General features: G+C 70.5%; 12 protein-coding genes and 3 tRNA genes. 5 read left to right on the forward strand and 10 right to left on the reverse strand.

Annotation, left to right across the window (positions count from 1 at the left end; translation table 11 throughout):
* Window positions 1-49: 49 nt before the first annotated feature.
* The 4 genes from ACSEEN_RS05310 to gltX all read right to left on the reverse strand — a co-directional run bounded on the left by ACSEEN_RS05310 (window position 50) and on the right by gltX (window position 1,911).
* Window positions 50-122, reverse strand: a tRNA-Glu gene (locus ACSEEN_RS05310).
* 22 nt (window positions 123-144) lie between these two features.
* Window positions 145-220 (reverse strand) — tRNA-Glu (locus ACSEEN_RS05315).
* A gap of 48 nt (window positions 221-268) precedes the next feature.
* Window positions 269-340 (reverse strand) — tRNA-Gln (locus ACSEEN_RS05320).
* 98 nt (window positions 341-438) lie between these two features.
* Window positions 439-1,911 (reverse strand): glutamate--tRNA ligase, encoded by a 1,473-nt coding sequence (gltX, locus tag ACSEEN_RS05325; RefSeq protein ID WP_440712544.1) that lies wholly within the window; start codon window positions 1,909-1,911, stop codon window positions 439-441.
* Between the two features lie 103 nt (window positions 1,912-2,014).
* On the opposite strand from gltX, the gene ACSEEN_RS05330 reads away from it, so the two are divergent.
* Window positions 2,015-2,374, forward strand: coding sequence for a GntR family transcriptional regulator (locus ACSEEN_RS05330; protein WP_247864359.1), 360 nt, complete (start codon window positions 2,015-2,017; stop codon window positions 2,372-2,374).
* Window positions 2,361-3,398: a DUF1648 domain-containing protein gene (locus ACSEEN_RS05335; RefSeq protein WP_440712545.1), complete on the forward strand. Its 1,038-nt coding sequence runs from the start codon at window positions 2,361-2,363 to the stop codon at window positions 3,396-3,398. Before ACSEEN_RS05330 ends, ACSEEN_RS05335 begins: the two co-directional genes overlap by 14 nt.
* Here the strand turns inward: ACSEEN_RS05335 and ACSEEN_RS05340 are convergent.
* Together ACSEEN_RS05340 and ACSEEN_RS05345 are read right to left on the reverse strand one after the other, a co-directional pair.
* Window positions 3,354-4,202: an alpha/beta fold hydrolase gene (locus ACSEEN_RS05340; RefSeq protein WP_440712546.1), complete on the reverse strand. Its 849-nt coding sequence runs from the start codon at window positions 4,200-4,202 to the stop codon at window positions 3,354-3,356. The two genes, ACSEEN_RS05335 and ACSEEN_RS05340, sit on opposite strands and share 45 nt — an antisense overlap.
* A complete protein-coding gene (locus tag ACSEEN_RS05345) occupies window positions 4,199-4,969 on the reverse strand; it encodes a fumarylacetoacetate hydrolase family protein (RefSeq protein ID WP_298445017.1) in 771 nt (256 codons plus the stop codon). The genes ACSEEN_RS05340 and ACSEEN_RS05345 overlap by 4 nt, the downstream gene beginning before the upstream one ends.
* A gap of 161 nt (window positions 4,970-5,130) precedes the next feature.
* Here ACSEEN_RS05345 and ACSEEN_RS05350 point away from each other — a divergent pair, with 161 nt between their 5' ends.
* Complete coding sequence (locus ACSEEN_RS05350) at window positions 5,131-6,357, forward strand: MFS transporter (protein ID WP_440712547.1); 1,227 nt, start codon at window positions 5,131-5,133, stop codon at window positions 6,355-6,357.
* Between the two features lie 223 nt (window positions 6,358-6,580).
* Entirely contained in the window at window positions 6,581-7,540 is a 960-nt protein-coding gene (locus ACSEEN_RS05355; protein ID WP_371306854.1) for an IS481 family transposase, read from the forward strand.
* A gap of 154 nt (window positions 7,541-7,694) precedes the next feature.
* Here ACSEEN_RS05355 and ACSEEN_RS05360 read toward each other — a convergent pair whose 3' ends face one another.
* Both ACSEEN_RS05360 and ACSEEN_RS05365 read right to left on the reverse strand, forming a co-directional pair.
* Entirely contained in the window at window positions 7,695-8,723 is a 1,029-nt protein-coding gene (locus ACSEEN_RS05360) for a proline racemase family protein (protein ID WP_440712548.1), read from the reverse strand.
* Window positions 8,724-8,725: 2 nt separating this feature from the next.
* On the reverse strand, window positions 8,726-12,298 hold the full coding sequence (locus tag ACSEEN_RS05365) for a bifunctional proline dehydrogenase/L-glutamate gamma-semialdehyde dehydrogenase (protein WP_440712549.1): 3,573 nt from the start codon (window positions 12,296-12,298) through the stop codon (window positions 8,726-8,728).
* A gap of 154 nt (window positions 12,299-12,452) precedes the next feature.
* On the opposite strand from ACSEEN_RS05365, the gene ACSEEN_RS05370 reads away from it, so the two are divergent.
* Window positions 12,453-13,355 (forward strand): LysR family transcriptional regulator, encoded by a 903-nt coding sequence (locus ACSEEN_RS05370; protein WP_247864369.1) that lies wholly within the window; start codon window positions 12,453-12,455, stop codon window positions 13,353-13,355.
* Between the two features lie 15 nt (window positions 13,356-13,370).
* Here ACSEEN_RS05370 and ACSEEN_RS05375 read toward each other — a convergent pair whose 3' ends face one another.
* Together ACSEEN_RS05375 and ACSEEN_RS05380 are read right to left on the reverse strand one after the other, a co-directional pair.
* Window positions 13,371-13,937: a hypothetical protein gene (locus ACSEEN_RS05375; protein WP_247864370.1), complete on the reverse strand. Its 567-nt coding sequence runs from the start codon at window positions 13,935-13,937 to the stop codon at window positions 13,371-13,373.
* An 88-nt stretch (window positions 13,938-14,025) separates the two neighbouring features.
* Window positions 14,026-14,892 (reverse strand): SdpI family protein, encoded by an 867-nt coding sequence (locus ACSEEN_RS05380; RefSeq protein ID WP_440712550.1) that lies wholly within the window; start codon window positions 14,890-14,892, stop codon window positions 14,026-14,028.
* Window positions 14,893-14,895 lie beyond the last annotated feature (3 nt).

A 14,895-nucleotide genomic window follows, 5' to 3' on the forward strand; every position in this document is an offset into this window, starting at 1 on the left:
CCCCCCCCCCCCCCCCCCCCCCCCCCCCCCTCCGCCACATTCCTTTACGTACTCCCGACGGGATTTGAACCCGCGCTACCGCCTTGAGAGGGCGGCGTCCTAGGCCGCTAGACGACGGGAGCCTGGACTGCAATTGTTCAATTATGGTAGCCCCGACGGGATTTGAACCCGCGCTACCGCCTTGAGAGGGCGGCGTCCTAGGCCGCTAGACGACGGGGCCCTAGAACAACTGCTCTGGTAAAGCTTCTCGCCGAAGCGATCCGCTTTGCTGGGGTACCAGGACTCGAACCTAGAATGGCGGTACCAGAAACCGCTGTGTTGCCAATTACACCATACCCCAAGGGGTTTCCCGGACTTCGCTTCGCTAGTGCTCCGCGCAGTTCCGGACAACGGAGAAGAGATTACCAACACCCTCCCCCTCCCTCGCAAATCAGCTGGTCAGGACGCCGCGGCCGCGACCTCTCGGGCCTGTGCCAACCGTCGCAGCGTCCTCTCGCGGCCGAGGATCTCCATCGACTCGAAGAGCGGCGGGCTCACCGCCGCACCGGTCACGCCGACCCGCACCGGACCGTAGGCCTTGCGCGGTTTGAGCTCCAGGCCGTCGATCAGCGCCGCCTTCAGCGCCTCCTCCAGCGCGGGCGTGGTCCACTCGGCGACGCCCTCGCACGCGGCGATCGTCGCGTCGAGCACCGGCACCGCATCGGCGGTCAGGTTTTTGGCGGCGGACTTCTCGTCGAACGTGAAGTCGTCGTCGGACACGTAGGCGAACTTGATCAGGCCCCAGGCATCGCCGAGCACCTGCACGCGGGTCTGCACCAGGTCGGCCAGCGGGCGGAACACGGCGTCGTCGATCGGTTCGTCCAGGTGACCGTGCTCGACCAGGAAGTGCCGCAGCCGCCCGGCGAAGTCGGCCGGAGTGAGGCGCCGGATGTGCTCGGCGTTGATCGCGTCGGCCTTCTTCTGATCGAAGCGCGCCGGGTTGGAGTTGACGTTGCGCACGTCGAAGGCGGCGATCATCTCGTCGAGAGTGAAGATGTCGTCGTCGCCGGAGATGCCCCAGCCGAGCAGCGCCAGGTAGTTGAGCAGCCCCTCCGGGATGAAGCCACGGTCGCGGTGATGGAAGAGGTTCGACTCGGGGTCACGCTTGGACAGCTTCTTGTTGCCCTCGCCCATCACGAACGGCAGATGCCCGAACTGCGGCACCGCGTCGGCCACACCGATCTCGATCAGCGCACGATAGAGCGCGATCTGCCGCGGCGTCGACGCGAGCAGATCCTCCCCGCGCAGCACGTGTGTGATCTTCATCATGGCGTCATCGACCGGGTTGACCAGCGTGTACAGCGGATCACCGTTGCCGCGGGTGAGCGCGAAGTCGGGCACCACACCGGCCTTGATCGTGGTCTCGCCGCGGACCAGGTCGGTCCAGGTGATGTCCTCGTCGGGCATGCGAAGCCGGATCACCGGGTTGCGGCCCTCGGCGCGGTGCGCGGCGCGCTGCTCGTCGGTCAGGGTCCGGTCGTAGTTGTCGTAACCGAGCTTCGGATCGCGGCCGGCCTCCCGATGCCGGGCCTCGACCTCCTCCGGCGTCGAATACGCCTCGTACGCGAAGCCGGCCTCCACCAGCCGGTCGACGACGTCGAGGTGCAGCTGCTTGCGCTCGGACTGCCGGTACGGACCGTACGGGCCGCCCACCTCGGGCCCCTCATCCCAGTTCAGGCCCAGCCAGCGCAGCGCGTCGAGGATCGCCTCGTAGCTCTCCTCGCTGTCCCGCGCGGCGTCGGTGTCCTCGATGCGGAAGACGAAGGTCCCGCCGTCGTGACGGGCCTGCGCGAAGTTGAACAAGGCGGTCCGGGCGAGCCCGACATGCGGGGTTCCGGTGGGCGAGGGACAGAAGCGAACACGGACGGTCATGCAGGTCAGCGTAGTGGAACGGCGGAATCGCCGGACACCGGGGACTGCCCGGCCGGAGCCCCCGATCTTGCCTAGTTGTTCTAGTTAAACTAGAATTAATACCATGTTGTTCCGTATCCGGCCGAACAGCGACGCGCCGATCTTCGCGCAGATCGCCGATTCCGTCCGCACCGAGTCGTGCGCCGGCCGGCTGGCCCCCGGCGACCGGCTGCCACCGGCCCGCGAGGTGGCCGCCGCCCTGGAGGTGAACATGCACACCGTGCTCCGCGCCTATCAGGACCTTCGCGACGAGGGCCTGGTGGAGCTGCGCCGCGGACGAGGCGCGGTGATCACCGAGGCCGCCGACCGTCTGCGCTCACTCGACCGCGACATCCGCGCTCTCACCGCCAAGGCCGCGACGTTGCACATCAGCCCCGAAACCCTGTCCGCCCTCGTGAAGGAGGCCTCGCATGTCCCCGAATGATCCGGCCCGGCGCACGCTGACCGACGACGAACTGGCACGACGACGACCGCTCATCGCGTTCGTCACCGTCGCCGTGGTGATCCCCGCCCTCATCGTCGGCGTGGCCACCATCGTGCAGATCTCACTGCTCGGTTCCCTGCCCGCCGACATCGCCGTGCACTGGAATCTGCACGGCGATCCCGACCGCTGGCTGCCGGCCTGGTCGGCGCCGCTGGTCACCGCCCTGCTCGGCTTCGGCCTGATCGGCTTGACCGCGGGGCCCGCGGTCAAGCCGATCGCCGAGGGCGATGCGGGCGCCGTCTACCGGCTCCTGGGCGGGGTCTCCCTCGGATCGTCGATCCTGGTCGCGATCGCCTTGACCGGCAGCGTCTGGTACCAGACCGGCGACGACGCCTCGGTGCCGATCGTGACCGTCGTGGCGGTCGCCGGCCTGCTGGCGGTGGCCGTCGGCGCCCTCGCCGGCCTCCTGCTGCCGCAGGCGCCGCGATCCCGCCGGTCGGTCGCGGTCGATCCCCTGCCGCTCGAGGCCGGGGAGAACACGGTCTGGCTGCGGACCACCACCGCGTCGCCCAGCCTCCTCGCCATCACCGTCGCCGGATTCGTCGTGGCGCTCCTGACCACCCTGTACAGCTGGGCCGACGGTCAGCGCGCCGCGATCGTCATCGGTGCCGCCGTGATCGCCGTCGCCATCGTGGTGGCCGCGGTGGCGACCATCGCCTTCCGGGTCCGGGTCTCCGCCGACGGCCTGCAGGTCCGTTCCCTGGCCGGCTTCCCGCGCCTGCGCGTACCGCTCGACGAGATCGTCGACGTCCGGGTGAACTCCGAGGTGCACCCGATCGGTGATTTCGGCGGCTACGGCATCCGGGTGACCGCGCGGCGCACCGGCGTGGTGCCTCGCGCGGGCGAGGGCATCGTCGTCGACCGCACCGGCGATCGGGAGTTCTGCGTCGTCGTCGACGACGCGGTGACCGGAGCGGCGCTACTGGCCGCTCTGGCCGACCGTGCGAAGGAAGTCGATCAGTAGCTCGTTGACGGTCTCCGGGCGCTCCAGGTAACCGAAGTGGCCAGTGCGCTCCACCTCCTCGTAGCGCGCACCCGGGATCGCCTCGGCCACCTCGCGGGCCAGGAACACCGGCAGCGTCCGGTCGTCGGCGAACCCGACCACCATCGTCGGCCGGGTGATCTCCCGGTACGCCGCCAGCCGGTGCTCCTCGCGCTCGTGCAGGGCCAGCTGGGCCCGCACCCCGGCGCTGCGGGTCTGGCCGCCGAAGCCGATGATGTCGAGCCAGTCCCGCGCGCTCCGGTCGTCGGCGAGGGTGGCCGGTGACAGATTCAGGTGCGCTGTGACCGCCGCGTAGTACTCCGGCGGCAGTTCGATCCCGAGGTCGTAGAGGGCGCGCTCGCCGTGCGAGAAGGCGTCGAGCATCGGGGTGGACCGGCCGTAGGTCGCGAGCATCGCCGCCCCGCGCACCAGATCGGGGCGGGCCAGCGTCAGCTCCTGGGTGATCCGCGCGCCGAGCGAGGTGCCGACCACCAGAGCCGGCCCGGCGCCGAGATGCTCGATGAGCGCCGCGGTGTCGCCGACCATGTCGGCCAGGGTGAACCCCTCCGCGCATTCGCTGGTCGGCGCGATGCCGCGGTTGTCGAAGGTGACCACTCGGAAGCCGGCGGCCAGCAGCGCGGGCTGCTGGTGCGCGTGCCAGACCCGCCCGGGACTGCCGGTGCCCATCACCATCACGACCAGCGGGCCGGACCCGGCGTCGGTGTACGAGAGGGAGATGCCGTTCAGCGGCACCGACACCGGCCGGGCCTGCGCCGGCCGGGTCACTTGTCGACCACGGGGTTGCTGAGCGTCCCGATCCCCTCGACGGTCACCGCGACGGTCTGCCCCGCGGTCATCGGGCCGATCCCGGCCGGGGTGCCGGTGAGGATCACGTCGCCGGGCAGCAGCGTCATGACGCGCGAGATCCACTCGACGATCTCGCCGACGCTGTGCAGCATCAGCGAGGTCCGCGACGACTGGCGGGTCTCACCGTCGAGCGTGGTGGAGATCGCCAGGTCGGACGGGTCGAGCGCGGTCTCGATCCAGGGACCGAGCGGGCAGAACGAGTCGTAGCCCTTGCCGCGCGTCCACTGCCCGTCGGCCTGCTGCTGGTCGCGCGCGGTCACGTCGTTCGCGACGGTGTACCCCAGGATGACGCTCGCCGCTTTGGCGGCGGACACGTCCTTGCAGGGCCGCCCGATCACGACCGCCAGCTCACCCTCGTAGTCGACCCGGTTCGACGACGGCGGGCGCACGATCGGCGCCCCGGGACCGATGATCGACGTGTTCGGCTTCAGGAAGATCACCGGGTCGGCGGGCGGTTCCGAGCCCATCTCCGCGGCGTGATCGGCGTAGTTCTTGCCGATGCAGATCACCTTCGACGCGAGGATCGGCGCGAGCATCCGCGTCTCACCGAGCGGCCAGGTCCGCCCGGTGAACGTCGGTTCCCCGAAGGGATGCTCGGCGATCTCCCTGGCGACCTCGGCGCCCTCGTCACCTTCGATGGCGACGAACGCCACCCCGTCCCGGCTTGCGACACGCCCCAATCTCATAGGGCCAGATTAGGGCATGTCGCCCGCTGCTTTCCCGAGGCACCGGCCGATCCGCCGGACCGTGCCCCTCCCCCGTCGGACCGTCCACCATCTGTACTACGATGTGAAACATAAGTTTCATTATTTGAGATTCCAGTCGTGCCGGTGGAAGGAGCCAGGACATGACGATCGAGGCGGCGACGCTCTCCACCCGGCGCCGGTGGGCCATTCTCGTGTGCGCACTGGTGGCCGCGATGACGACCACCGCCGCCACCAGCGGCTTCGCCTACGTGATCCCGGCCCTGCACGACGGCGGCATGTCGCTGAGCTCGGCGGCGACCCTCGCCGCGGTGCCCACGGTCGGCCTGACGGTGGCGATCATCGCGTGGGGTCTGGCGCTCGACCGGTACGGCGAGCGGCGCATCCTGCTGGTGTCGATACTGATCACGCTGGCCGGCACCATCGGCGCGGTGGTCGCCGTCGCCACCGACGCGGGCACCGTGGCGCTGGGCGCGGCGCTGCTGGTCGGCGGTCTGGGATCGGGTGCCGCCAACGGCGCGAGCGGACGCATCGTGGTCGGGTTCTTCCCGGCCGATCAGCGCGGCACCGCGATGGGCGTGCGGCAGATGGCGCAGCCGCTCGGCATCGCGGTCCTGGCACTGACCGTGCCGGTCATCGCCGCGACGGCGGGCGTGGCCGCGGCGCTGGCGGTCCCGGTCGCGGTCACTGCGATCGGCCTGCTGGCGGTGTACTTCGGCATCGTGGATCCGGCGCTGCCGACGTCTGGACCGGCGACCGCCCCGGCCGGCAATCCCTACCGGTCGAGCGGATACCTCTGGCGGATTCACGGCTTCAGCGTGCTGCTGGTGATCGGTCAGTCCATGCTGTGGACCTTCGTCCCGGCCTGGCTGATCACCGGCCACGGCTGGACGCCGCTGAGCGCGGGCGTCCTGGTCACCGTGACCCAGGTGTTCGCGGCCGGTGGGCGGATCGCGGCCGGCCGCGCCTCCGATCTGTGGGGTTCCCGGATGCGGCCGGTGCGGGTGATCGCGGTGGCCGCGGCGCTCACCATGGCGGCACTCGCGGTCGCCGACCAGTTCGGCAGCGTCTTGGCCCCCGCGATCATGGTGCTCGCCACCATCGCGACCGTCGCCGACAACGGCCTGGCGTTCACCGCGATCGCCGAGTGGGCCGGACCGTCGTGGAGCGGCCGGGCGCTCGGCGTACAGAACACCGCGCAGTACGTGACCATCGCGGTCACCACCCCGATTCTGGGCACGATGATCGAGCGCCTGGGCTATCCGGCGGTCTTCGGGATCGTCGCCGCCGCACCGATTCTGGCGCTGCCGCTGATCCCCCGGGACCCGCGGCCCCGTGAGGAGCCGGTCGACGTGCCGGGTGAGCGTTAACCGACGGCGGAGCCTTCGAGGACGAGCCGACCAAGGGGTCGTTTCGACTCGGCACCTCGCCCTATCGGGCTCGGTGTCGGCTCTACGGGCTGGTACCAGCCCGTTGAGCCGGTCAAGCCGCTAGGTGTACCCGGCCATGAGGTTGGTAGCAGTGCCGTTGACGTGAAGAGAGCCTCCGGGTGAGGTGTGGATTGTCTAGATTCACGCCGCCCAGGAGGCTCTCATGTCCCACCGTAACGCCCGCACTACGTATCAAGGCCGGCTGCTGATCATCGAGCGGCACCGCGCTGGTTGGCCCCAGGCCCACATCGCCAAAGGCATGGGCATCTCCCGTCGATGCGTCGCGAAGTGGATCAACCGCTTTGCGACCGAAGGAGAGTCGGGTTTGACCGATCGATCCTCGCGACCTCACACCTCACCGCGTAGGACCAGTGCCCAGGTCGAGGTGGCGATCGTCGAACTACGCACCCGCGAGCGCCGCGGTCGGGACTGGGTGGCAGCAGAGCTGAACGCTGCTCCGCGGACGGTTTCGCGGGTGTTGGCCCGTCATCGGGTGCCGCGGTTGTGCGAGCTGGATTCGATCACCGGCGAACTGCTGCGCGCATCGAAGAAGACAACGGTGCGCTACGAGCGCGAGCGGCCCGGTGAACTGGTGCACATGGATGTGAAGAAGCTCGGCCGGATCCCCGACGGCGGCGGATGGCGTGCCGAGGGGCAGACCACTCAGAACCACCGCTCGCGGATCAACAAGACACGGGTCGGTTACGACTACGTGCACTCACTGGTCGATGACCACTCCAGGTTGGCCTACAGCGAGGTCCTGCCCGACGAGAAGGGCACCACGTGCGCGGCGTTCCTCGAACGCGCGATCGACTACTTCTCCAATCACGGCATCACCCGCATCGAGCGGTTAATCACCGACAACGCCTGGGCCTACCGCCATTCACTGCGCGAGGTATGTGCCCGGCACAGCATCGCTCAGAAGTTCATCAAGCCCCACTGCCCGTGGCAGAACGGCAAGGTCGAAAGGCTCAACCGCACCCTGCAGACCGAGTGGGCCTACCGCCAGGCCTTCACCAGCAACGACGAGCGGGCAGCAGCCCTTGCGCCCTGGCTCGAACACTACAACACTCAACGTCGCCACAGCTCGCTCGGCGGACTCCCACCGATCAGTCGCCTGTGACCAACGTGTTGGCCGGGTACAGCTAGGCGCAGACCGTGTCGAAACGCCCCCGGGACTGGCGGACGTTTCGACTCGCCCCTCGCCCCTGCGGGGCTCGGGGCGGCTCAACGGGCCATGGGCTCGGGGCTGCTCTACGGGCGGGGCTCGGACCGGGTCACCGGAGGACGAAGCCGACGCCGAGCGGGTCGTCCGGGTCGAGTTCGAACTCGCTGCGGCCGGTCCGGTAGGCCATGCCGGTGACCTGCGGAATCACCGCGGGGAATCCCTCGGCCACGGTCTCCTCGACGATCGTCGCGTGGAAGCGGGTTCCGACGATCGAATCGTGCACCAGAGTCTGGCCCGGTGCCAGCGCGCCCTGCGCGGCCAGCACCGCGACGCGGGAGCACGTGCCGGAGCCGCACGGTGAGCGGTCCACCTCCCCGTCGGCGAAGATCGTGACGTTCCGCTGGTGCGGATCGCCGGACTCCGTGGCCGGAAGGTCCTCGTAGATGATGGTCCCGTAGATGCCGCTCAGCCGCGGGTCGCCGGGGTGCCGGGCCAGCGGGGTGTCGTTCAGCTTCCACTTGATCTCACGGCCCAGCGCGATCAGATCCTGGTAATGCTCCGGTGTCACAGTCAGGCCGACGCTCGCCGCATCGAGGTGTGCGTAGATCGCGCCGCCGAAGGCGATGTCGACGGTGAGCGGTCCGCGCGAGGTGTTCACCGTGACGTCCGCGGCCAGGCGGTAGCTCGGGACGTTCACGAAGTCGACCGCCCCGATGCGGTCACCGTCGGAGTGCACGCGGGCGGTCACCCGGCCGGACGGCACGTCCACCACCACGTCGGTCACTCCGGTCGGCGACGGCGCGACGAGCCCGGATTCGACCGCCCACACGCCGAGCGCGATAGTGCCGTGACCGCAGGCGGTGGAGAACCCGTCCTTGTGCCAGAACAGCACCCCGAGGTGCGCGCCGTCGTCGTCCGGCGGGGTGAGGAAGCCGCCGTACATGTCGGCGTGTCCGCGCGGCTCGAAGCACAGCAGCTTCCGGAGGCCGTCGACGCCGGCGTCGTCGACGGCGGAGACGCGGCGGTTCGCGACGGTGTCCCCGTCGATCGGCACGGGCGGCTCGGCGACGATCCGGAACGGCTCCCCCGCGGTGTGGTAGTCGACGGTGCGGACCGGGCGATTCGATGGTTCGGTCATGATCAGATCAGCCCGTCCGACAGGTGGTTCGGGGTGCCGAAGCGGTGCGCGGTGATCGAGACGGCCTGCTCGTGCAGGTGCGGCAGCATCTCGACGCGACCGGCCGAGACCACCTCGCCGCCGTAGACGGCGATGTCCGGCTTTCCGTCGGTGGCCTCGTACACCGCCGCCACCTGGGCCTCCCGCGAGGGACCGGCGACGATCCGGATCCGGGCGCTCGCGTCCGCGCCGTCCCGCGCGGCGAGGGCCCGCAGGTGATCGGCCCAGCCCGCCTCGTCCTGGTAGCGCAGTTCGACGCCCGCGGCGCGCAGCGCCGACTGGACCGCCTCCGGCAGGGCGAGCGGCGTACTGACCGTCGGGCGCCCGCCCGCGGCCAGCCCCGCCCCGACGACGCGCAGCAACTGGTGCAGCGGCGCGTCGGCGGCGGCCCGGATGGTCACCGGCACCGGCAGGTAGCGCAGCAGATTCCGCTCGACACCCAGCTGCGAGGCGTCGCGGGCGATGCCGAACTCGTCGATCCAGGCGGCGGCGTCGGAGGCCAGCGCCGACGACAGCCACGACATGTCGGCACCGGTCACCCCGGCCTGCTCGGCCGCGGCGAGCAACGGGGCCGCGGCCGGTCGCGGCGCGTTGGCCCCGGCGGTCACCGGAGCGTCGACCCAGTCGACCAGACCGTGCAGGTAGTTGGGCCCGCCGGCCTTGGTGCCCGCGCCGATCGCCGACTTCTTCCAGCCGCCGAACGACTGGCGCCGCACGATGGCACCGGTGATGCCGCGGTTGACGTAGGCGTTGCCCGCCTGGATCCGCCGCAGCCAGGTCGCGAGCTCGTCGCGATCGAGCGAGTGCAGGCCGCTGGTGAGGCCGTAGTCGATCTCGTTGACGATGTCGATCGCCTCGTCGAGCGTCTCGGCGGTCATGATGCCCAGGATGGGACCGAAGTATTCGGTCTTGTGGTACTCCGAGCCGCGGCGCACTCCGTCGCGCACCCCCGGGCTCCACAGCCGGTTGCCGCCCTTCTTGTCCAGGGCGAGCGGGCTGTCGCTGTCGAGCGGTTCGGGCTTGAGCAGCCAGCTCTCCCCCGGGCCGAGCGTGGTGAGGCCGCGCAGCAGCTTGCCCGAGGGCGCGGTGATGATGGTGCCCATCTGCGTCTCGAGGTGCTCGGGGGTGCCGACCTTGAGCGAGGTCACGGCGTCGATCAGCTGGCCGCGGAAGCGCTTGGACCGCGCGACCGAGCCGACCAGGATCACCAGCGAGGCCGCCGAGCACTTCTGCCCGGCGTGCCCGAACGCGGAGAGCGCGACGTCCTTGGCGGCCAGGTCGAGGTCGGCCGACGGGGTGACGATGATCGCGTTCTTGCCGCTGGTCTCGGCGAGGATCGGCAGGTCACGGCGCAGCGCACGGAAGCTCTCGGCGGTCTCGTACGCACCGGTGAGGATCAGCCGGTCCACGCGCGGGTCGGCGACCAGCTCGGAGCCGAGCGTGCGGTCGGCGAACTGCACGAACTGCAGCACCTCGCGCGGCACCCCGGCCTCCCACAGCGCCTCCACCATCACCGCGGCGCTGCGGGCCGAGTTCGACGCCGGCTTGATGATCACCGAGCTGCCCGCGGCGAGGCCGGCGAGGACGCCGCCGGCCGGGATCGCGACCGGGAAGTTCCACGGCGGGATCACCGCGACCAGCTTGCGCGGCCGCGGCGCGGCGCCGTCGGTCTGCTCCAGCAGCTGGCCGAGCATGGCGTAGTAGTTGGCGAAGTCGATCGCCTCGGAAACCTCCGGATCGCCCTGGTCCAGGGTCTTTCCGCACTCCGAGCCCATCACCTCGAGCAGATCGGCGCGCCGGGCTTCCAGCCGTTCCCCGGCCCGGTACAGGATCCGGGCGCGCTCGTCGGCCGAGAGCGACTGCCAGTCGTCGGCGGCGGCCACACCCGCGGCGATCACCGCATCGAGAGCGGCCTCGTCATCGACCATCGACGACGCGACGAGATCGGTGCCGAGCGTCGAGCCGACCATCCGGCCGGCGATCGCGCGGCCCCACGCCCGGTTGCCGGGCAGGTCGGGGTCGGTGTCGGGGGTGTTGTCGAACTCACCGCGGGCCCCGGCGACGACCAGGGCGTCGGCGCGGGCCTGCGCCCCGTCGGCGTCGTAGTGGCCGCGGTCCTGGCGGCGGTTGGGCTCGGGGACCGCATAGTGTTGCCGGTCGCCGTCGGCGGTGATCGCCGCCAGGTCGTCGAGGGAGGCCAGGAAGCGCGCCTTCTCCCGCGCGAACAGGCCGGCGTCGTCGCTCAGTTCGAAGACGGCCGACATGAAGTTCTCCTGGCTCGCGCCCTCCTCCAGGCGGCGGATCAGGTAGGCGATCGCGACGTCGAACTCCTGCGGATGCACCACCGGCGTGTACAGCAGCAGCGAGCCGACCTCGCGCTTGACCGCCTCGGCCTGCGCGGTCGCCATGCCGAGCAGCATCTCGACGTCGATCCCGTCCTGCGCGCCGCGCCGGGTGGCGAGCAGCCAGGCGAGGGCGACGTCGAACAGGTTGTGCCCGGCCACCCCGATCCGCACGTTCGCGACCCGCGCCGGGTCGAGCGCGAAATCGAGCACCGCCTTGTAGCTGGTGTCCGACTCCTGCTTGGAGCCCCAGGTGGCCGACGGCCAGCCGTGGATCGCCGCGTCGACGTGCTCCATCGGGAGATTGGCGCCCTTCACCACGCGCACCTTGATCGGCGCACCGCCGGACGCGACGCGAGCGGCGGCCCAGTCCTGCAGATCCATCATCGCGCCGAGCGCGTCGGGCAGGTACGCCTGCAGGACGATGCCGGCCGAGAGGGACGCGAACTCGGGCCGGTCCAGGATCTTCTTGAAGACCGCGATGGTGAGGCCGAGGTCCTTGTACTCCTCCATGTCCAGGTTGATGAACTTGCTCGGCGACGCCGACGCGGCACGCTCGAAGAGCGGGACCAGCTGTTCGGTGATCGACTCGACGGCCTCGTCGAAGGCCCAGTGGTTGTGCGGCGCGACGGTCGAGGAGACCTTGATGGAGACGTAGTCGACGTCCGGCCGGCCGAGGAGCTTGTGCGTCCCGGCGAGCCGGCGCTCCGCCTCGTGCTCGCCGAGGATCGCCTCGCCGAGGAGATTGATGTTGAGGCGGACGTCGTCGCGCTTGATCTTCGCGATCGCGGGACCGAGCTTGTCGTCGGAGGCGTCGATGATGAGGTGGCTGACCATCTCGCGCAGTACGCGCCGCGCGGTCGGCACCACCACGCCCGGCAGCGACTGCGCCATCACCCCGCCGAGCGAGACCGCGCCGCGCATCGGTGCGGGCAGGAACTTCGGGGTCAGCGGCGCGAGGTTCTTCAGCTTCTTCGCCGCGGCCCGGCGGTCCTCCGGCCGCACCACGCCGTCGACGAATCCGACGGTGAAGTCCAGGCCGTTCGGGTCGCTGAGGACGCCGGTCAGCCGCTTCGCGGAGGCGTCGACCGGATACTGCTCGGCCTCGGTCAGCCAGCGCTGCACCAGCGCGATGGCGTCATCGGCCAGGTCCTGCGGCCGTACCCGCGGCTGCGCCTCGATCGCGTTCGTCATGTCGTCCTCTTCTGTGCTCGGCATGTGCTCCCGCACACGTCCATCGGCCTGATGAAGCCATGGTCACCCCTGTCGCCAATGAAGTACAGCGGAATTATCTGTGCAATATCGTTAAGGAGAGCCGAATGGTGAGACGACGATCGGAAGGCTGCCGATGCTTGAAGTGAAGAGGCTGCGTCTGCTGCGCGAGCTGTCGTCGCGGGGCACCGTGATCGCCGTCGCCGAGGCGCTCAACTACAGCCCGTCCGCGGTGTCCCAGCAGCTCTCACAGCTGGAGCGGGAAGTGGGCGTCCCGCTGTTCCAGCGCAGCGGGCGCCACCTGGCGCTGACCGCGACCGCCAAGTACCTCGCCGCCGAGGCCGACGATCTGCTCAGCCACATCGAACGCATCGAGTCGGGCATCCGGCGGCACCAGGGCACGGTGAGCGGCACCGTCCGGGTGGCCGCGTTCCAGACCGTGATGCTGGCGCTGCTGCCGCAGGTACTCGATCGGCTCCGCACCGAGCACCCGAACCTGCGCATCGACGTGGTGCAGCACGAGCCGGAGACCGCGCACTTCGAGACCTGGGCGCGCGGCTTCGATCTGGTGATCGCCGAGGAGTATCCGGGGCACGCCACGGTGCAGTTCAGCGGCCTCGACCGTCAGCCGCTGACCCGCGACCGGATTCAGCTCGCGGTGCCCGCCGGCCGACCCGAATTCGACGCGGTCGCCACGCTGGCCGATGCGGCCGGGCTGCCGTGGGTGATGGAGCCGCGGCGAGCGGCCTCCCGGCACTGGGCCGAACAACTGTGCCGCAGTGCGGGTTTCGAGCCCGACGTCCGGTTCGAGACGGCCGACCTGCAGGCCCATGTCCGGCTGATCGAGTCGGGGAACGCCGTCGCCCTCCTGCCCGGCCTGGTGCATGCCGGCCGCCGGCCGGAACTCCGGCTGGTGGACCTTCCGGGCGATCCCCTGCGGTCGGTGTTCACCGCGGCGCGGTCGTCCCAGGGCGACGACCCCGCGCTGTCCGCGGTCCGCGCCGCTCTCGCCGCCGAGGCCGCCGTCCTCGCCCCGTGAGGCCGGGCGTCCGCGCTACTTCTGTGCGTCCAGCGCCGCCCGCGCCTCCGCCAGCTGCTCGCCCCGGCGGACGTAGCGCACGAGGTAGAAGCAGACCACCAGGCCGATGACCGCCCCGATGATCACAACCCAGACGCTCGCGGCGCGGAACGCGGGTGCCTGGACGTCGAAGATCCGCTCACCGGCGTGCGCGGCGTTGCTGTCGCCCACCACCACCGACAGGGTCAGCAGATTGGGAATCGCCGCGAGCAGGCCCAGCACGGCGAAGATGATCGCCGGGATCTTGCTGCGCTTGACCAGACTGAGCCCGGCCAAGCCGAGGAAGATCAGCGTGAGCGCCATGCCGAAGGCGCCGATGAGCAGGCCGGTCGACGTCCCCCGCGCGAACGAACCGTCGACGGCATCGCCGATCCGGCCCGCCCACCAGCGCGGCAGGAACGCGGCCAGGATGAAGTAGAGCGCGACCAGCACCGCCAGGGCGATTCCCCACAGCAGCGCCACGTGCAGGCGATCGCGGGCCCGCTCGGCGAAGCCGGGCTCCGGATCCGGCGGCGTCACCGCCGTAGGTTCGTCCTGCGCCATCGGCGTATCCCTCCCCTTGACCTGCCCGGCCCGCGGCCCGCGTCGGGCATGAGGCGAGCGTATCGGATCGGAGCCGGGACCGGCGGTCTCACTCCGTACGGTGCGGTGGCCGGCGGCGGCCGCGAGTCGTCGCATTGATGGCGGCCGCGGCGACGGGCGCGGCGTCGCGCAGTACCGCGATCTCCCGGCGCTGCGAGTCCGGGCCACCGTCGTCGGAATAGACGACGAGCAGGGCGTCGCCGCCGCGCCAGACGAAACCCTTGGCGCCCTTCAGCTTTCCGAACGACGCGACTCGATACCCCCAGCCGCCGAAGTCGCGGAACGGGTCGACCGGCACCACCTCGGCGCGCACCACGCGGTCGAGCGGGACCGTGATCCGCACCAGGCCCCACAGTCCGCGGAAGACGACTCCCGACGAATCCAGCCGCACCTCGACGCCGCCGCCGGACCAGCGCGCGGGCAGCGGCGGCGGATCGTCGCCGGCCGGCACGCTGCCGACCGGATCGAACGATCTGCCCGTCGGCCGCGAGGGCACCGACCACGCGGCGGCCGCGCCGAGCAGCAGACCGGCGATCAACGACGGCGCGATCACCCAGAACGGCATGTGCTCGCCCGCCGCGTCGGCCACCCCGCGCTGCGATCCCGCCACGAAGGTCATCAGGATCAGGACGAAGGCGGCGGTACCGCAACCGATCCCGGCGAGGAGACGCTGCGCGATCGACGGCACCGCGCGGATCAGGGTGACGAGGCAGAGCAGCACGCCCACCGCGGTGATCACGGCGTACGTCCACAACATGCCGGTCACCGAGGTGAAACCGTTCGGGGTGCGGCCGCTCCAGTGGGTGGCCACCGGGTCGGGGAGGTCGTGCCGCCAGGCCATGAGACAGCCGATCCCGGCGCCGCCGACCACGAGGGTCAGCAGCGCCGGGATCAGGACGCGAATCCGTTGTGCCACAGC

The organism is Gordonia marina (assembly GCF_052036135.1).
GTDB lineage: Bacteria > Actinomycetota > Actinomycetes > Mycobacteriales > Mycobacteriaceae > Gordonia.

Coding starts and splice junctions, on each gene's coding strand:
- ACSEEN_RS05345 (WP_298445017.1), bottom strand. CDS start 4,969: ATGAGATTGGGGCGTGTCGCAAGCCGGGACGGGGTGGCGTTCGTCGCC.
- ACSEEN_RS05375 (WP_247864370.1), bottom strand. CDS start 13,937: ATGGCGCAGGACGAACCTACGGCGGTGACGCCGCCGGATCCGGAGCCC.
- ACSEEN_RS05370 (WP_247864369.1), top strand. CDS start 12,453: ATGCTTGAAGTGAAGAGGCTGCGTCTGCTGCGCGAGCTGTCGTCGCGG.
- gltX (WP_440712544.1), bottom strand. CDS start 1,911: ATGACCGTCCGTGTTCGCTTCTGTCCCTCGCCCACCGGAACCCCGCAT.
- ACSEEN_RS05365 (WP_440712549.1), bottom strand. CDS start 12,298: ATGACGAACGCGATCGAGGCGCAGCCGCGGGTACGGCCGCAGGACCTG.
- ACSEEN_RS05350 (WP_440712547.1), top strand. CDS start 5,131: ATGACGATCGAGGCGGCGACGCTCTCCACCCGGCGCCGGTGGGCCATT.
- ACSEEN_RS05330 (WP_247864359.1), top strand. CDS start 2,015: ATGTTGTTCCGTATCCGGCCGAACAGCGACGCGCCGATCTTCGCGCAG.
- ACSEEN_RS05335 (WP_440712545.1), top strand. CDS start 2,361: ATGTCCCCGAATGATCCGGCCCGGCGCACGCTGACCGACGACGAACTG.
- ACSEEN_RS05355 (WP_371306854.1), top strand. CDS start 6,581: ATGTCCCACCGTAACGCCCGCACTACGTATCAAGGCCGGCTGCTGATC.
- ACSEEN_RS05360 (WP_440712548.1), bottom strand. CDS start 8,723: ATGACCGAACCATCGAATCGCCCGGTCCGCACCGTCGACTACCACACC.